The organism is Streptomyces sp. 15-116A (assembly GCF_025290915.1).
Taxonomy (GTDB): domain Bacteria; phylum Actinomycetota; class Actinomycetes; order Streptomycetales; family Streptomycetaceae; genus Streptomyces.
In genome coordinates, this window is record NZ_JAOCQE010000140.1 from 1 (window position 1) to 16,698 (window position 16,698).

The 16,698-nt window shown below is 73.2% G+C and carries 17 protein-coding genes; 8 read left to right on the forward strand and 9 right to left on the reverse strand.

Annotation, left to right across the window (positions count from 1 at the left end; translation table 11 throughout):
* Nucleotides 1–35: 35 nt before the first annotated feature.
* The gene (locus N4P33_RS21385; protein ID WP_260828257.1) at nt 36–962 is read right to left on the reverse strand and encodes a cyclase family protein; all 927 of its coding nucleotides are present in this window, start codon (nt 960–962) and stop codon (nt 36–38) included.
* Nucleotides 963–1,071: 109 nt separating this feature from the next.
* On the opposite strand from N4P33_RS21385, the gene N4P33_RS21390 reads away from it, so the two are divergent.
* The 3 genes from N4P33_RS21390 (at nt 1,072) to N4P33_RS21400 (ending at nt 4,251) form a co-directional block, all read left to right on the forward strand.
* Nucleotides 1,072–1,947, forward strand: a complete 876-nt coding sequence (locus N4P33_RS21390; protein WP_260828258.1) for an SDR family NAD(P)-dependent oxidoreductase — start codon at nt 1,072–1,074, stop codon at nt 1,945–1,947.
* A 106-nt stretch (nt 1,948–2,053) separates the two neighbouring features.
* Nucleotides 2,054–3,205: an acyl-CoA dehydrogenase family protein gene (locus tag N4P33_RS21395; RefSeq protein ID WP_260828259.1), complete on the forward strand. Its 1,152-nt coding sequence runs from the start codon at nt 2,054–2,056 to the stop codon at nt 3,203–3,205.
* A complete protein-coding gene (locus tag N4P33_RS21400; protein WP_260828260.1) occupies nt 3,202–4,251 on the forward strand; it encodes an alcohol dehydrogenase catalytic domain-containing protein in 1,050 nt (349 codons plus the stop codon). Before N4P33_RS21395 ends, N4P33_RS21400 begins: the two co-directional genes overlap by 4 nt.
* On the opposite strand, the gene N4P33_RS21405 is transcribed toward N4P33_RS21400, so the two are convergent.
* Nucleotides 4,173–5,276 carry a GlxA family transcriptional regulator gene (locus tag N4P33_RS21405; RefSeq protein WP_260828261.1) on the reverse strand — a complete coding sequence of 368 codons (1,104 nt, stop codon included), beginning with the start codon at nt 5,274–5,276 and terminating at the stop codon, nt 4,173–4,175. The two genes, N4P33_RS21400 and N4P33_RS21405, sit on opposite strands and share 79 nt — an antisense overlap.
* 71 nt (nt 5,277–5,347) lie before the next feature.
* Here N4P33_RS21405 and N4P33_RS21410 point away from each other — a divergent pair, with 71 nt between their 5' ends.
* A complete protein-coding gene (locus N4P33_RS21410) occupies nt 5,348–6,658 on the forward strand; it encodes an MFS transporter (protein ID WP_399029877.1) in 1,311 nt (436 codons plus the stop codon).
* On the opposite strand, the gene N4P33_RS21415 is transcribed toward N4P33_RS21410, so the two are convergent.
* The 4 genes from N4P33_RS21415 to N4P33_RS21430 form a co-directional block, all read right to left on the reverse strand.
* Entirely contained in the window at nt 6,655–7,242 is a 588-nt protein-coding gene (locus N4P33_RS21415; RefSeq protein WP_260828262.1) for a flavin reductase family protein, read from the reverse strand. The two genes, N4P33_RS21410 and N4P33_RS21415, sit on opposite strands and share 4 nt — an antisense overlap.
* Nucleotides 7,243–7,284: 42 nt before the next feature.
* A complete protein-coding gene (locus tag N4P33_RS21420; protein ID WP_260828263.1) occupies nt 7,285–8,106 on the reverse strand; it encodes an enoyl-CoA hydratase/isomerase family protein in 822 nt (273 codons plus the stop codon).
* 160 nt (nt 8,107–8,266) lie between these two features.
* A complete protein-coding gene (locus N4P33_RS21425; RefSeq protein WP_260828264.1) occupies nt 8,267–10,492 on the reverse strand; it encodes an acetate--CoA ligase family protein in 2,226 nt (741 codons plus the stop codon).
* Between the two features lie 133 nt (nt 10,493–10,625).
* The gene (locus N4P33_RS21430; protein WP_260828265.1) at nt 10,626–11,852 is read right to left on the reverse strand and encodes an NAD(P)/FAD-dependent oxidoreductase; all 1,227 of its coding nucleotides are present in this window, start codon (nt 11,850–11,852) and stop codon (nt 10,626–10,628) included.
* Between the two features lie 210 nt (nt 11,853–12,062).
* Here N4P33_RS21430 and N4P33_RS21435 point away from each other — a divergent pair, with 210 nt between their 5' ends.
* The 3 genes from N4P33_RS21435 (at nt 12,063) to N4P33_RS21445 (ending at nt 13,803) form a co-directional block, all read left to right on the forward strand.
* On the forward strand, nt 12,063–12,473 hold the full coding sequence (locus N4P33_RS21435) for a Zn-ribbon domain-containing OB-fold protein (protein WP_260828266.1): 411 nt from the start codon (nt 12,063–12,065) through the stop codon (nt 12,471–12,473).
* Nucleotides 12,474–12,481: 8 nt separating this feature from the next.
* Complete coding sequence (locus tag N4P33_RS21440; RefSeq protein WP_260828267.1) at nt 12,482–13,132, forward strand: GNAT family N-acetyltransferase; 651 nt, start codon at nt 12,482–12,484, stop codon at nt 13,130–13,132.
* Nucleotides 13,133–13,203: 71 nt separating this feature from the next.
* Complete coding sequence (locus N4P33_RS21445; protein WP_313904554.1) at nt 13,204–13,803, forward strand: GNAT family N-acetyltransferase; 600 nt, start codon at nt 13,204–13,206, stop codon at nt 13,801–13,803.
* Between the two features lie 11 nt (nt 13,804–13,814).
* On the opposite strand, the gene N4P33_RS21450 is transcribed toward N4P33_RS21445, so the two are convergent.
* From N4P33_RS21450 to N4P33_RS21460, 3 genes are all read right to left on the reverse strand, one after another.
* Entirely contained in the window at nt 13,815–14,483 is a 669-nt protein-coding gene (locus tag N4P33_RS21450) for a pyridoxal 5'-phosphate synthase (RefSeq protein ID WP_260828268.1), read from the reverse strand.
* Nucleotides 14,484–14,520: 37 nt separating this feature from the next.
* Nucleotides 14,521–14,946 (reverse strand): pyridoxamine 5'-phosphate oxidase family protein, encoded by a 426-nt coding sequence (locus tag N4P33_RS21455; RefSeq protein WP_260828269.1) that lies wholly within the window; start codon nt 14,944–14,946, stop codon nt 14,521–14,523.
* A gap of 84 nt (nt 14,947–15,030) precedes the next feature.
* The gene (locus tag N4P33_RS21460) at nt 15,031–16,203 is read right to left on the reverse strand and encodes a thiolase C-terminal domain-containing protein (protein ID WP_260828270.1); all 1,173 of its coding nucleotides are present in this window, start codon (nt 16,201–16,203) and stop codon (nt 15,031–15,033) included.
* Between the two features lie 107 nt (nt 16,204–16,310).
* On the opposite strand from N4P33_RS21460, the gene N4P33_RS21465 reads away from it, so the two are divergent.
* A partial coding sequence (locus N4P33_RS21465; RefSeq protein WP_260828271.1) for an acyl-CoA dehydrogenase family protein occupies nt 16,311–16,698 on the forward strand: 388 nt, incomplete at its 3' end.

Genomic DNA, 16,698 nt, shown 5'->3' on the forward strand with positions numbered 1-16,698 from the left:
CCGTACCGCCGAGCCCCTCCGGGGGGCGGTGGTGGTCAGAGGACGGCGACCGGTGCGACGGGGGATCCCGTGCCCCCGGTGAACGGTTCGGGTGTCGCCGACAGCAGGAACGTAGGGCGGCCTGTTTCTCCACAGGCTGTGGACAACTTTTCGAGATTCCAGTTCTGCCCCTGCGGCATCCCCATCTCCACCAGGTGCAGGGCGTGCACCGGCAGCCACAGGCCCGGCACCTCGGGCGGAAAGATCTCGAAGGTGAGCGTGTCGCTCGCGACGGCCGCCACATCCCGCGCGTGGAACCACTCCGGCGTCCGGATCGACAGCCCGGGCGAGGGATACGCGTACGCCTGCCGGTCCCCGTCGAGACACAGCCGTATCTGCCCGGTCCGCACCAGCACGACGTCACCGGCCCGCACCCGCGTCCCCGCCAGCTCCTCGGCAGCCTCCAGATCCTCCGGGGTGACCGCGTGCCCGCCGTCAAGGCGGTCCGTGCCGAGCGCACGGGCGACATCGAGCAGCACCCCGCGCGAGACGAGATGGCCCACCTTGTCGACACCGGCGAACGCGGCGCCGCCGTGCGCGGTGACGGTGCCGGCCGGGCGGCCGTTGTAGAGCAGCCCGGAGTGGGAGACATGGGCGAGCGCGTCCCAGTGGGTGCCCGCCTGCAGCCCCATGGTCACCGCGTCGTCGCTGCACGCGACCGTGCCCGGGCCGAACAGTTCCTGGTTGATCTGGGTCATGAGGTGCAGAGGGTCGATCCGGCCGGCGATCGCGCCCGTCTGCACCCCGTTCTGCCGGAGGGGCAGCGCGAGCGGCACGCGGTGGCCGGTGCGGACGCACGCCGCCGCCTCGCGGACCACCTCGTCGGTGATCAGGTTCAGGGTGCCGATCTCGTCGTCCGGACCCCAACGGCCCCAGTTGTTCACGCGCTTGGCGATGTCGTGGAAGGCGGCGGGCAGCGGCATGGGTCCGGTCCCTCCCGGGGGTTGTGCTCGGCGAGCCGGCGGGTCGTAATAGTCGGGTACGCGATATCTAACGGTCCGTCAGAAACCGTGGGACGGGAAGGGGACCGGCGTGGGGAACTTCTTGTCGGGCAAGGTCGTCGCGGTCACGGGCGCGGGCCGGGGCATCGGGCGGGCGGTCGCGCTCGCCGCGGCCGGTGAAGGGGCGCGGGTCGTCGTCAACGACTACGGGGTGGCCGTCGACGGATCGGCGCCGAGCAGTGAGGTCGCCGAGGCGGTGGCCAAGGAGATCGCCGCGGCGGGCGGGCAGGCGGTCGCCGTCGCCGACGACGTCTCCACGATGGCGGGCGGGCAGCGGGTGGCCGACACCGCGCTGTCGGCGTACGGGCGGCTCGACGGGGTCGTGTGCGTCGCCGGGATCCTGCGGGAGCGGATGCTGTTCAACATGACCGAGGAGGAGTGGGACTCGGTCGTCGCCACGCATCTGAAGGGCACGTTCACGGTGTTCCGGGCGGCGTCCGCGGTGATGCGGAAGCAGCGGTCGGGGTCGCTGATCGGGTTCACCAGCGGGGCCTATCAGGGGTCGGTGTCGCAGGCCAACTACAGCGCGGCGAAGGGCGGCGTCGTCTCGCTGGTGCGGAGCGCCGCGCTGGGCCTGCACCGGTACGGGGTGACCGCGAACGCGGTGGCGCCGGTGGCGCGTACGCGCATGTCCGTGCGGGTTCCTGCGGGGCTTTCCGGGGTGGGGGAGCCGGAGGATGTGGCGGCGCTGGTGGTGTACCTGCTGTCCGAGCAGGCGCGCGAGGCAGGGATCACCGGGCAGGTGTATACGGCGGCCGGGGCGAAGATCGCGGTGTGGGGGCAGCCGAGGGAACTGCGTTCGGCCTACGTGGAGGGCGGGGGCTGGACGCCGGAGCGGATCGCGCGGGTTCTGCCGGGGGCGGTCGGGGTCGATCCGATGCCGTTGCTGGAGGGGCCGGGCGCCTGAGAGCCCGGGGGTGCGGGTTTGGGTGCGGGTGCGGGTGTGTGGTGGGTTCTCGCGCAGTTCCCCGCGCCCCTGAGGGGGTTGACCCGGGGGGAGTTGAGGAGTGGGCGTGGACTTCGGGTTCGGTGTCGAGGATGAGGCGTTTCGTGCGGAAGCGCGGGAGTGGCTGAGCGAGCACGCCGGTTCCGTCCAGGATCGTCGTGCCTGGGAACGGACCCTCGGCAGAGCCGGTTGGATCGGGCTGGGGTGGGGGGAGAGCGGGTACGGGAATCGGACCGCTTCTCTCACTCAGCAGGTGGTGTGGGCCGAGGAGTATGTACGGGCCGGGGCTCCTCCCCGGTGTGGGCACATCGGGGAGAAGCTGCTCGCTCCCACGCTTCTCGCTCACGGCAGTGACGAGCAGAAGGCGCGTTTCCTGCCGTTGATCGCGGCCGGTGACGAGCTCTGGTGCCAGGGGTACAGCGAGCCCGGGGCCGGGTCGGATCTCGCCGGGGTGCGGACCAGGGCCGTGCGCGACGGGGCGTGCTTCCGGATCAGCGGGCAGAAGATCTGGACCTCGCTCGCCCAGGAGGCCGACTGGTGTTTCGTGCTGGCCCGGAGTGAGGCGGGGTCCCGGCGGCATCGGGGGCTGAGTTTTCTGCTGGTGCCCATGGATCAGCCGGGGCGGATCGAGGTGCGGCCCATTCGGCAGATGACCGGGACCAGTGAGTTCAACGAGGTGTTCTTCGACGGGGCGTACGCGCGCGTGGAGCATGTGGTGGGGGGTGAGGGGAACGGCTGGCGGGTCGCGATGAGTCTGCTCGGGTTCGAGCGGGGGGTGTCCACGCTGGCCCAGCAGATCGGGTTCGCGGAGGAACTGGCGCGGGTCGTGCGGACCGCGCGGGACAGCGGGGCCCTGGGGGATCCCGTCGTACGGGACGGGCTGGTGCGGCTGTGGGCCGAACTGCGGGTGATGCGCTGGAACGCCCTGCGCACGCTGGGGAGTTCCGGCGACGCGGGGGCGCCCAGTGTGGCCAAGCTGCTGTGGGGCGGGTGGCATCAGCGGCTGGGCGAGCTGGCCGTGCGGGTGCGAGGGGCCGCCGGGGGTGTGGGGCCGGTGGAGTGGTCGGCGTCGGTGCCCTATGAGGTGGACGCGGACCAGCATCTGTTCCTGTTCTCCCGGGCCGACACCCTCTACGGCGGCTCGGACGAGATCCAGCGCACGATCATCGCCGAGCGTGTGCTCGGTCTGCCCCGGGAGCCCAAGGGAGACGTGGGATGAGAGGCGTGCTCTTCGACGGCCGTACGGTCGAGGTCGTGGACGGTCTCGAGGTGCGGGAGCCCGGTCCTGGGGAGGTCCGGGTGGCGGTCGCGGCGGCCGGGGTGTGTCACAGCGATCTGTCCGTCATCGACGGGACGATTCCCTTTCCGGTGCCGGTGGTGCTCGGGCATGAGGGCGCCGGTGTGGTGGACGCGGTGGGGGAGGGCGTCTCCCATGTCGCGCCCGGTGATCATGTGGCGCTGTCCACGCTGGCCAACTGCGGGACGTGCGCCGACTGCGGGCGGGGGCGGCCGACGATGTGCCGGCGGGCGATCGGGCGCCCGGAGCGGCCCTTCGCCCACCGTGGTGTGCCGGTGCACCAGTTCGCGGCCACCTCCGCGTTCGCCGAGCGGACCGTGGTGAAGGCCGTGCAGGTCGTGCGGGTGCCCGACGACGTGCCGTTGACCTCGGCGGCGCTCATCGGGTGCGGGGTGCTGACCGGCGTGGGGGCCGTACTGAACCGGGCGCGGGTGGAGCGCGGGGACAGCGTGGTGGTGATCGGGGCGGGCGGCGTCGGTCTCAACGTGCTCCAGGGGGCGCGGCTCGCGGGCGCGCTGCGGATCGTCGCCGTCGACGCCAACCCGGCGAAGGAGGACGCCGCCCGGCGGTTCGGTGCGACCCACTTCCTCACCTCCACGGAGGGCGTGCGGGGCGTCCTGCCCACCGGGGCCGACCACGCCTTCGAGTGTGTCGGCCGCGTCGAGCTGGTCCGGCAGGCCGTCGACCTGCTCGACCGGGGCGGCCGGGCGGTCCTCCTCGGCGTCCCGCCGGCCGGCGCCGAGGCGACGTTCCTCGTGAGCTCGATGTACCTGGACAAGTCGATCCTGGGCTGCCGCTACGGCTCCTCCCGCCCCCAGCGGGACATCGCCCTGTACGCCGAGCTGTACCGGCAGGGGCTGCTGCTGCTCGACGAACTCGTCACCCGCACCTACCCGGTGGAGGACTTCGAGAAGGCACGCGCGGACGCGGAGGCGGGGCGGGTGGCCCGCGCGGTGCTCACGTTCTGAGCGGTGCCGGCGTTCTGAGCGGTGCTCATGTCCTGGGCGGCACCCGGGCGCCCGGCCTCGCCCGCCCGGAACGTGCGCCGGTACGCGGTCGGGGTCACGCCCAGGGCCGCCTGGAGGTGCTGGCGCATCGACTGGGCCGTGCCGAACCCGGCGTCGCGCGCCACCTGGTCCACGGACAGCTCGGTGGACTCCAGCAGATGCCGTGCCCGCTCCACCCGCTGCTGCGTGAGCCACTGCCCCGGGCTCACGCCGACCTCCTCGCGGAAGCGGCGCGTGAAGGTGCGGACCGACATCGACTCCCGCGCGGCCATGTCCCGCAGCTGGATCGGCTCGTGCAGCCGGCCCAGCGCCCACGCGCGTGCGCCCGTCGTGGACGCCTGCTGCGGATCGGGCACCGGGCGCTGGATGTACTGCGCCTGGCCGCCGTCGCGGTGCGGCGGTACGACGGTCCGCCGGGCCACGTCGTTGGCCACGGCGGCACCGTGGTCGCGTCGCACCATGTGCAGGCACAGGTCGATACCGGCCGCGACGCCCGCCGAGGTCAGGATGTCGCCGTCGTCGATGAACAGCACGTCCGCGTCGACCCTGATGCGCGGGAAGAGCCGCTGGAAGCGCTCGGCGTCGCTCCAGTGCGTGGTCGCCGGGCGGCCGTCGAGGAGGCCCGCGGCCGCGAGGACGTAGACACCGGTGCAGATGGAGGCGAGCCGGGTGCCGGGCCGGATGTGCGCGAGGGCGGCGGCCAGCTCGTCGGTCAGCTCGCCCCGCTCGTACACCGGGCCCAGCTCGTAGGAGGCCGGGACGATCACCGTGTCGGCGGTGGCGAGGGCCTCCGGGCCGTGGGCGACCTGCAGGGCGAAGTCGGCGTCGGTCTCCACCGGCCCCGGCGGCCGGATCGAGCAGGTGACCACCTCGTACAGCCGCCGCCCCCGAGCATCCCTGGGGCGGCCGAAGATGCGGTGCGGGATGCCCAGTTCGAAGGGCAGCAGCCCGTCGAGGGCCAGGACGACGACACGATGCGGCAGCATGGCCCGATCCTAGCGAAGGGTGTCCCTCGGGCCACTCGTCGCGGAGATCGGGAACCGGCACGCTCTACGGCGTGACCCAGACAACGACCGGCACCCCCGCAGCCGACACCGGCACCGGCGCCCGGCGTACCCGCCCGCGGATCCACCGCGCCTGGTTCGTCGCCGCCGTCACCTTCGTGACGATCATCGGCGCGGCGGCCTTCCGCTCCGTACCGGGACTGTTCATCGACCCCCTGCACACCGAGTTCGGCTGGTCGCGCGGCACCATCGCCGCCGCCGTGTCGGTCAATCTGGCGCTGTACGGACTCACCGCGCCCTTCGCGGCGGCGCTCATGGACCGCTACGGCATCCGGCGCGTTGTCGCCGTCGCCCTCATGGTGATCGCGGCCGGTTCGGGCCTGACGGTGTGGATGACGGCGGCCTGGCAGCTGCTGCTGTGCTGGGGTCTGCTGGTGGGCCTCGGCTCCGGCTCCATGGCGCTGGCCTTCGCCGCGACCGTCACCAACCGCTGGTTCACCGAGCGCCGGGGCCTGGTCAGCGGCATCCTCACCGCCGCGTCCGCCTCCGGGCAGCTGATCTTCCTGCCGCTGCTGGCCTGGATCGTGGAGGAGTACCGCTGGCGGCCGGCCGCCGTCACGGTGGCGCTCGCGGCCCTCGCGGTCGTCCCCTTCGTCTGGCTGCTGCTGCACGACCACCCGGCCGACGTGGGCCAGAAGCCGTACGGCGCGAAGGAGTTCGTGCCCAAGCCGGCGCCCGTGCCCGGCGCCGCCCGGCGCGCGCTGAAGGTGCTCGCCTCGGCCGCGCGCACCGGCCCGTTCTGGCTGCTGGCCGGCACCTTCGCGATCTGCGGCGCCTCGACCAACGGCCTGATCCAGACCCACTTCGTGCCCGCGGCCCACGACGAGCACATGCCCGTGCAGGCCGCCGCCTCCCTGCTGGCCGTCATCGGCGTGTTCGACGTCGTCGGCACGATCGCCTCCGGCTGGTTCACCGACCGCTTCGAGGCCCGCCGCCTGCTCGCCGTCTACTACGCCCTGCGCGGCATCTCCCTGCTCTTCCTGCCCCTCCTGCTCGCGCCCAGCGTCCACCCCCCGATGGTCCTGTTCATCGTCTTCTACGGCCTCGACTGGGTCGCCACCGTGCCGCCCACCCTCGCCCTGTGCCGCGAGCACTACGGCGACGACAGCCCCATCGTCTTCGGCTGGGTCCTCGCCTCCCACCAGGTCGGCGCCGCCCTCGTCGCCTTCCTCGGCGGCGTCGCCCGCGACATCTTCGGCTCCTACGACGTCGTCTGGTACGCCTCGGGCGCCCTGTGCGCGGCAGCGGCACTGATGGCCCTGGTGATCCGGCGGCGGGGTGCGGGCCAGCCGGCGGCCGTCTAGCGGAACCGGCCCCGGTGGAAGAGGAGCGGTGCGGTCTCGTGCCGGGTGTCGAGGGCGGTCACGCGGCCTACGACGATGAGGTGGTCGCCGCCCGGGTGGACGGCGTGGATCGTGCAGTCGATCCAGGCGAGGGTGTCCGTCAGGCGGGGGGAGCCGGAGACCGGGGACGGGTCGTACGTCACGCCGGCGAACTTGTCCGCGCCGCTGACCGCGAACGCCCGGCACAGGGGTGCCTGGTGGGCGGCGAGGATGTTCACGCAGAACGCGCCCGCGCGGGCGATGCGCGGCCAGGTGGTGGACGTACGGCCGACCATGAACGCGACGAGGGGCGGCTCCAGGGAGAGCGACGTGAAGGACTGGCAGGCGAAGCCGACGGGGGCGCCGTCGTCCACCGCGGTCACCACGGTCACGCCGGTGGCGAAGCAGCCGAGCACCCGGCGGAACTCGGACGGCGGGACCGGAGGCCGCTCGTCCTCCCGTACGCAGCGCAACTCGGGGCGCGGCAGCGCGTCCACCGGGCCGCGCTCGCCGTCGGCCGAGCGGAGGTAGCGGACCGCGGCGGCGGCCATTCCGGCATGTCCCATCACGCCTTCCATTAGAGCTGACGGTACGTCAGATAGGAAGGGTCAGCGGCCCCTGAACTCGGGGGTTCTGCGGGCCCCGAAGGCCGCGAGCCCCTCGCGTGCGTCCTCGGTCGCCATGTTGAGTTCCTGTGCCGTCGCCTCTGCGGTAAAGGCCGTGGCGCGGTCGGTGTCGAGGGAGGCGTTGACGAGCTGTTTGGTGAGGGCGAGGGCACGCGTGGGGGCGGTGGCCAGGCGCGCGGACCACTCGTGAGCCGTCCCGGCCAGGTCCTCGTCGGGGACCACCCGGTTGACCAGGCCGAGGCGTTCCGCGCCGGCCGCGGTGAGCGCGTCGCCGAAGAACATCAGCTCCTTCGCGCGCTGCGGGCCGATGAGACGAGGGAGCAGATACGCGCCGCCCGCGTCCGGGACCAGGCCCCTGCGCACGAAGACCTCGATGAAGCGGGCCGAACGGGCGGCGAGCACGAGATCGCAGGCGAAGGCCAGATGCGCGCCGAGCCCGGCCGCCGTGCCGTTGACGGCGGCGATCACCGGCTTCTCGCAGTCCAGTACGGCCGCGACGAGGCGCTGGGCTCCCAGGCGGAGGGTGCGGGCCACGTCACCGGGCGCGCGGGGGCCGGAAACGGTACTGCCGCGCAGGTCCGCTCCGGCGCAGAAGCCGCGGCCCGTGCCGGTGATGACGACCACCCTGATGTCCGGGTCGGCGGAGGCGTCGGCGAGCAGCGCGATGAGGCGTTCACGCAGGTCAGGGGTGAGGGCGTTGAGGGTCTCGGGGCGATTGAGGGTGATGTGGGCGACCTGATTGTCAGTGGCGTGCTGTATCCATGAATCGACGGGAATTCCGGGCTCACGGGGGGAGTCGGGCATGTGGGGGATCCACCTCTTGGCCTATGGGTGTGCGGTGGTCGGGCTTCTGCCTGCCGTGCTCGGGCTTGTGACGGCCTTACGCGTGCTCCTGCCTGCCGCGCTCGGGCCTGCGCCTGCCGTACTCGGGCCTGCGCCTGCCGTACGGCCGTGGCCCGCGCGTTCAGCGGCAGACCGCGAGGGCGTCCAGCGCGACCGCGCCCTGGCCGCGCGGGGAGACCATCAGCGGGTTGAGCTCCAGCTCCGCGAGGTCGTCCGCGAGCTCCAGCGCCATACGCTGTACCCGGAGGATCACCTCCACGAGCGCGTCGACATCCGCCGGGGGACGCCCCCGGACCCCGTCGAGCAGGGGCCGCCCGCGCAGTTCGGCGAGCATGTCCCGCGCCTGCTCCTCCCCGAAGGGCGGCACGCGGACGGCGGTGTCCCGCAGCACCTCCACCAGCACCCCGCCGATCCCGGCCGTCACCGTCGGCCCGAACAGCTCGTCCCGGGACATCCCGACGACCATCTCGACGCCCTGCTCGACCATCTGGCAGACCAGCACACCGTCCAGCTCCACCTCCTCGTAGCGCGCGATGTCGGTGAGCTCGCGGTAGGCATCGCGGACCTGACTGGCCGAGGTCAGGCCGATCTTGACCAGGCCCAGTTCGGTCTTGTGCGCGATCCGCGCCCCGGACGCCTTCATCACCACCGGGAAGCCGACCGTCCCCGCCGCCCGCACGGCCGCCGCCGCGCTCGTCACCAACTGCTCGCGCGGCACGCGGATCCCGTACGCCCGCAGCAACTGCTTGGCGGCGTGCTCGCTGAGCTGCTCACCGGGCCGCATCAGCAGCCGCGCCTTGCGGTACGACGGGGAGGGAGTGCGCGGTGCCTCGTCGAAGGGGGAGCGGTAGCCGGTGACGAAGCGGTGGTGGCCGAGGTGGGCGCGGACCGCGGTGAGGCAGTTCGCGACGCTGCGGAAGGTCGCCACCCGGGAGGAGCCCAGCAGCACCTCCCGGTACGCCGGCTCAGTGCCCACCGGCGACCCCCACACCACGCACACCAGCTTGTCCGTCCGCTCGGCCGCGTCGACCAGGTCCCGCACCAGCCGGTCGCTCAGCGGGGGGAACGGCCCGGTGATCGGGCAGATCAGCACGCCCACCTCGGGATCGTCGAGAAGCGCGTCGATGATCCTGCGCCCGCGCCAGTCGCCCACGGGGTGACCGCCGCTGTCGACGGGGTTGGTCACGTCGAGATACGCCGGTATCCACTGGTGCAGTTCGGCCTGCCTGGCCTCGGACAGCACGGGCAGCCTGAGGCCGGCCGCGGTCGCCAGATCGGCGACGTGCGCGCCCGTGCCGCCCGAGATCGAATAGACGACGACCCCGTCGGCGCGCGGCGGCCGGGCCCGTGCCAACAGGGCTGCGGTGTCCTGCAGTTCGTCGAGCCCGTCGACGCGGATCACCCCGTACTGCCGCATCGCCGCGTCCACCACCGCGTCGGCGCCGGTCAGCTTGCCGGTGTGTGAGGCGGCGGTGCGGGCGCCGGTCTCGGTGCGGCCGACCTTGACCGCGACGACCGGGATTCCACGCCGGGCGGCCCGGTCGGCGGCGAGCAGGAAGGCCCGCCCGTCCTTGAGCCCCTCGACATACGCGGCGATGGCGCCGACCTCGGACTGTTCGGCGAAGTAGGAGAGGAAGTCGGCGGTCTCCAGGTCGGCCTCGTTGCCGGTGGGCGCCCAGTGGGAGACGCGGATGCCGTTCTTCTGGAGCGCGAACACGGGCCGGCCCTGGTGACCGGACTGGGTGATCAGCGCGATCGCGGGGCCGTCGAGATCGTCCCGGAAGCGTTCGAAGGCGTTGAGGTTGGTGTTGGGGCCCAGCAGCCGCATCCCGGAGCCCGCGACGGCCGCGGCCAGCCGGTCCTGGGCGGCGGCGCCCTCCTCGCCGGTCTCCGCGAAGCCGGAGGCGAACACGACCGCGAACCTGGCCTTGGCCTCGGCCAGTTCCTCGACCACCGGAAGGGGGTCGCCGACCAGCACGACCGCGACATCGACCTGCTCGGGCAGGTCCGCGACGGAAGGAGAGCAGGGGATGCCGAAGACGGTGGGGCGGCGCGGGTGCACGGGGTGCAGCCGGGCGCCGACCCGCTCGGCCCAGTCGAGCAGCTGCCGCGTGATACCGGTCCCCGGCCGCCCCTCGGCGTCCGAGGCGCCGATCACGGCGACGGACTCGGGCCGGAAGAGACGGTCCAGATCGGGCACCTCGGCGTGCAGCGGACGCCCGCTGACGTCCAGGTCGCCCGCCTCGGCCGGCCTGCCGTGCACGACGGGTCCCGAGCGCTCGCCGCAGGCGATGGCCCGGGTCCGGCGGGAGTCGGTGGTGAGGGTGCCGTGGGTCGATCCAAGCATCGCTTCGCCCGCTCCTGTGAGACAGCGCATGAACTGACGCCCTGTCAGGTTACTGAACTGACGGAATGTCAGGAATGGCTGTGCGCGGGTCGAGTCGAAGCGTGGACGAGGCGGGTGTCCTGCGGGACATTCCCTAGCCGGGCAGCCGGGACACTCCCGGCGCTCCCGCGTGGGACACCGTCTTGGCGATGCGCTCGGCGTCGAGGGCGAGTTCGCGGAGGGTGCCGGAGATGGGGGTCGTGAAGCCGGTGAAGTAGAGGCCGGGGGCGGACGGTGACGTGCGGGGACCGTGGGTCAGCGGGCGGCCGCGGTCGTCGAGGACGCCGAGGTGGCCGACGAGGTCCTCCAGGGCACGGACGTATCCGGTCGCGGCGATGACCGCGTCGGGACCGATGCGGTCGCCGTCGGCGAGGACGACCTTGCCGTCCTCGAAGCCCTCCACCGCGGCCACGATCTCCACCTTGCCCTTGCGCACGGCGTCGATCAGGCCGACGTCCTGTACAGGGATTGCCCCTTCGAGCACCCGGCTGTAGAGCCCGGTCTCGGGGCGGGGCAGACCCTGCGCGGAGAGATCCGGGATCGCCACCTTCGCCTGCGCCCGGCTCAGCCGGTCGACGAGCCCGACCGGCAGCCGCCGCACCAGAACGCCCGAGTACTGCGCGGGCCAGCCCGCGGTGGAGCGGCGCACGATGTGCGGGGTCGTGCGGACCGCGAGCCGCACCCGGGACGCGCCGCCCTCCACCAGGTCGACGGCGATCTCGGCACCGGTGTTGCCGACGCCCACGACGAGGACGTCCCGCCCGGCGAAGGGTGCCGCGTTGCGGTACGCGGAGGCATGCAGGAACTCGCCGGTGTAGGCGTCGCGGCCGGGCCAGTCCGGCACGTGCGGGGTGTGGTTGTAGCCGGTGGCCACGACCACCGCGGCGCCGGTCAGTTCGCGACCGCCGGTGGCGTGCAGCAGCCAGCCGGTGCCGTCCGGGGTGCGCTCCACGCGGGAGACCTCCACCCCGGTGACGATCTCCAGGCGGTGGTGCTCGGCGTACTTCTCCAGGTACCGGACCACGTTGTCCCGGGCCGGCCAGCGCCCGAACCGGCGCGGCATGGGCAGCCCCGGCAGGGCGGACAGACGGCGGGTGGTGTGCAGCCGCAGCCGGTCGTAGTGGCGCCGCCACGACGCTCCCACCTGGTCGGACCGCTCCAGCACGACGGCCCGCAGCCCGCGGGCGCGCAGCGCGTACGCGACCGCGAGCCCGCCCGGGCCGCCCCCAATGACGTAGACCGGGCGGTCGGCGGGGGCGGGCGCAGGGGGCTGGACGGAGTCGGAACCGTCGGAGGTGGGTGTGGGGGTGGTGTCGGCCATGTGCGCGAGAGTAATCCCGCACCCGCTTGATGGGTCTCGGTCAAGACCGGAATTGGTTGCGGATTGATCACGTCTGTGCGCGGGCGCCCGCATCCCGTGTCCGATATCCGGACGGTCGCGCCTGTGGGGTGGTCCGGGCGGCGACATCTGACGTACCGTCAGACGGCAGGGGCGGCACCCCCCCCGGATATTCCCCCTCGGCAGGAGCAGATGGACACGACGGCCGGACGCACGGACCTCCCCGAGGCGGACGCCTTCACCCGCACCTACTGGGAGGCGGCGGCACAGGGCCGACTGCTGATCCGGCGCTGTGCGGGCTGTGGCCGCGCCCACCACTACCCGCGCGAGTTCTGCCCCCACTGCTGGAGCGAGCACGTCACCTGGGAGACAGCGAGCGGCCGGGCCACCCTCTACACCTGGTCCGTCGTCCACCACAACGACCTGCCGCCCTTCGCCGACCGCACCCCGTACATCGCCGCCGTCGTGGACCTCGCGGAGGGGCCGCGGATGATGACCGAGCTCGTCGGGACGGAGCCGGCGGGCGGACCGCGTGCCGGAATGGAGCTGGAGGTGACCTTCCGCGCGGAAATCCCGGTGTTCCGGCCGGTGCGGCGGGTTTGAATGGCTTCATGGCGCACACCCGCAAGCCCACCCGGCCCCGGACCCGCACCCGTCCCCGCTCCCAGTCCCCGACCCTCACCGAGCTCCACGGTCACGGCCTGCACCTGCTCCCCTGGGACCCGGCGTCCCACTCCGACGTGGAGGCGTGGCTGCGCGGGACCACGGACCCGGAGTTCCAGCGCTGGAACACCCCGATCCGCCCGGTCACGGACCTCGACGGCGCGCGGGAGGTGCTGCGGGGGCGGGCGGAGCGGGCCGCGGAGGGGGCGACGGCACCGTTCCGCATCGCCGACGCCGGCACCGGTACGACGCTGGGGCACATCGCCGTCAACGACATCCGCCCGGTGCTGGGCGTGGCCCGGGTCGGTTACTGGGTGTTCCCCGAGGCACGCGGACAGGGCGTCGCCACGCGCGCGCTGCTGCTCACCGCGCACTGGGCGCTGGCCGAACTCGGCCTGCACCGGCTGGAACTGGACCATGCCGTGGGCCACGACGCGTCCTGCCGCATCGCCGAACGGTGCGGTTTCCGCCTCGAGGGCACCATGCGCGGCGCGATCTTCGCCGCCGGCCGCCACGACGCCTTCCGCGACGCCCACCTCCACGCCCGCCTCGCCACGGACCCGGAACCACCGGCGTCCTCGCCGGACCCCCGGACGTAAACCGGAGGTGCGCGTCCTCACCCCGGCGGCATCATGAGGCATGCCCACCGACGACTGGTTCCTGACCCGCGATGTCGACGACTTCCTCGCCCGCGCGGGCGCCTTCCTGCGATCCGAACGTCCAGGGCGACCAGGACACGGCCAGGGCCTTCGCCGACGCCTGGCACCGCCGTACGGGCGCCACGGTCACACTCCGCCGACGGCAGCGGCTCTACCGCTTGGGCACGCTGACCGTACCGCAGCCCGTCCCGCCGGGGCGGGCGAGGATCGCGGAGAAGACGGACCGTGCGCGACTGGCCGACTGGTACCGCGAGTTCAGCGAGGCCGTGGGCGAACCGGTCTTCCAGGACCCCGCCGTGTGGGCGGACGACCGCGTCGCCCGCGGTGACGTCACCTTCTGGGAGACACCGGACGGCGAACCCGTCTCCATGGCCGCGCTGAGCCCGCGGGTCGCCGGGCAGATCCGGGTCACCCACGTCTACACCCCGACCGCACTACGTGGACGCGGCTACGCGGGCGTGGCCACAGCCGAGGCGACCCGGGCCGCACGGGAGGGCGGTGCACAGGAGGTGCTGCTCTTCACGGACCTGGCCAATCCCACGAGCAATGCCCTGTACCAGCGGATCGGGTACCGGCCGGTGGCCGACTTCGCGGTGTACGACTTCGAGTAAGGACTGGCCTCTCACGGCCACAGCAGCTCCCGCGTCCACCCCTCCCCGTCCGTCCACCGGTACCGCAGCCGGACATGCCTCCGGCGTGCCTCGCCCTGGAAGAACTCCACCTCATCCGGGCGCAGCCGGTACAGGGTCCAGGAGCCGGCCTTCGTGTCCGGGGCGCGTTGGGCCTGCTCCCAGGCCGCTTCCGAGGCATGGGTCAGGTCCTCGAGGGAGCCGAGGAGCTCGCTCTGTCTGCCGGTCAGGGCCGCGGCGAGGGCGCCTGTGGAGCGGGCGTGGAGGTCGGCCTGGGACTCGTGGGCGGGCGCCTGCTCAACAGGACCGCGGACGCGGACCTGGCGGCCCAGCACCGGCCAGTAGAAGGCGAGGGCCGCGTACGGGCGGGCGGCGAGGTGGGTGCCCTTGCGGCTGTGGGCGTGGGTCGCGAAGGACCAGCCGTCCGCGTCGGCGCCGTGCAGCATCACGACGCGCACGTCCGGCAGGCCCTCCGCGTCCGCCGTGGCCAGCGACATGGTGTGCGGCTCGGTCTGCCCGGCCGCCACCACCTCGGCGAACCACCGGGTGAACAGCGCCAGCGGCTCCCCGGGCGCGGCGGCCGGGTCGAGCGGCGGCAGCTCGGTCACCTCCGGGTCCCACACCCGCAGTGACCTCAGCAAATCGTGAAGATCGGGTTCCATGTCCCCGATTCTCATGTGCCGCGTCGCCTGCGCGGGCCTACACCTGTCCGAGGTCCGACGACACCCAGTGTTCCGGGCGCATCCGCAGGACGACCTGCTCGCCGTGGTTCTTCCAGGCGAAGTCCACGTACGCGTCGACCTTCTCGGCCGGCAGATAGCGCGCCGAGAGCTCCCGCAGCTGCTCCAGCGTGGCGGGGGTCGTCTCGACGACCGGGCCCTCGACGGACACGTACCGGATGGTGGGTTCGAGCCGGTCGACCATGAGTGTGAACCGGCCGGCCGCGCTGATCAGCTGGTTCTTGCGGGAGTCGAGCCCGGTCATGATCCAGATGTCGCCGCCGGGTTCGTACTGGTACCAGATGGGCACCGTCAGCGGCGCTCTCCCCGGCCCCGCGTCGACCGACAACGCGGCGATGTGCGGTTCGGCCAGGAACTTCTCGCGCTCTTCACGGGTCAGGGCCATGCGGGTCTCCTCCAGCGGCTCGCGGTGTACGACGTCACAGGCTTACGTACTTCACAACGCCGTTCGGCCGACGAGGTGTTCCCCTCATTCCCTCCCCAGCACCACCGTCCCCGACGAGCAGAACCAGCCGCCCGTCCCGGAGGCCACCGCCAGCGCGGGCAGGGAGCCGTCGGACCGGCGGACCTGCCGTGCGCCGCCCTCGCCCCGCAGCTGCCGTACCGCCTCCACGAGCAGGAACAGCCCGCGCATCCCGGGATGCTGGGCCGACAGCCCGCCCCCGTCGGTGTTCACCGGCAGCGCGCCCCCCTCGACCCGCAGCCGCCCCTTCTCCACGAACGCCCCGCCCTCGCCCTTCCCGCAGAAGCCCAGGTCCTCCAGGGTCACGAGGGTCATGTACGTGAAGGCGTCGTACAGCTCGGCCAGGTCCATCTCCTCCGGCCGCACCCCGGCCCGCCCGAACGCCGTCCGCCCGCTGACCGCCGCCGGGGACACGGTGAAGTCGGGCCACTCGGACATCGCGGAGTGGGAGACGTACTCGCCGGTCCCGAGCACCCATACCGGTGCGGTACGGCAGTCCCGTACGACGTCCTCCGCCGCGAGCAGCACCGCCGCGCCGCCGTCGGAGCGCAGGCAGCAGTGCAGCTTGGTGAACGGGTCGGCGATCAGCGGGCCGGACAGGACGTCGTCCACCGTGATCGGGGTGCGGTGCAGCGCCTCGGGGTTGAGGGCCGCGTTGGCCCGCGCCTGGACGGCGACCTCGGCGAGCTGCTCGATCGTCGTGCCGTACTCGATCATGTGGCGGCGGGCGGCCATCGCGTACTTGGCGATGAGCGTGTGGCCGTAGGGCGCCTCGAACTGGAGCGGGCCGCGCGCGCCGAAGGAGAGGGTGCCGGTGCGGCGGCCGGCGCGGATGTCGGCGCGGGCCGTGGAGCCGTAGACGAGCAGCACCACGCGCGCGTGCCCGGCGGCGATGGCGTCCGCCGCGTGGGCGGCCATGACCTCCCAGGTGGCGCCGCCCACGGAGGTCGAGTCGACCCAGGTGGGGCGCAGGCCCAGGTACTCCGCCACCTCGACCGGGGCCAGGGTGCCCAGTCCGGCGGAGGCGAAGCCGTCCACCGCCGTCCGGTCCAGTCCCGCGTCGGCGAGGGCGCGGCGGGCGGCCTGGGCGTGCAGGGCGTAGGCGGTCGTGCCGCCGTCCAGGCGCCCGCAGTCGGAGAGGGCGGCGCCTACGACGGCGGATCTCCGGGGAGGAGTCATGAAGCTGACGGTACGTCAGGTAAGGCCGTCGCGTCAGCCCTCTGGGCATCGGTGCGCGCCCGTCCTAATATGACGCACCGTCAGTTTTCAGCGAGGGGGCCAGGGACATGGACGTCCGCTTCACCGCCGAGCAGGACGAGATCCGCCGTGCCCTGCGCGACCTGCTTGCCAAGCGCTGCGGACCGGACGGGCTGCGAGCCGCCGTCGACACCCCGGCCGGGCACGACCCCGCCCTGTGGACCGCCCTCGCCGACACGCTCGGCCTGCCCGCCCTCGCCCTCCCGGAGGCCTACGGCGGCATCGGCTGCTCGGCGACCGAACTCGCCCTCGCCTGCGAGGAGACCGGCCGCACGCTCGCCCCGTCCCCGCTCCTCGCGACCACCGTCCTGACCGCCCCCCTGCTGCTCGCCCTCGGTACCGACGCCCAGCGCGAGCGGCTGCTGCCCCGGTTCGCCTCCGGCGCCCTCACCGCCGCCCTCGCCGTCCCGGGCCCCG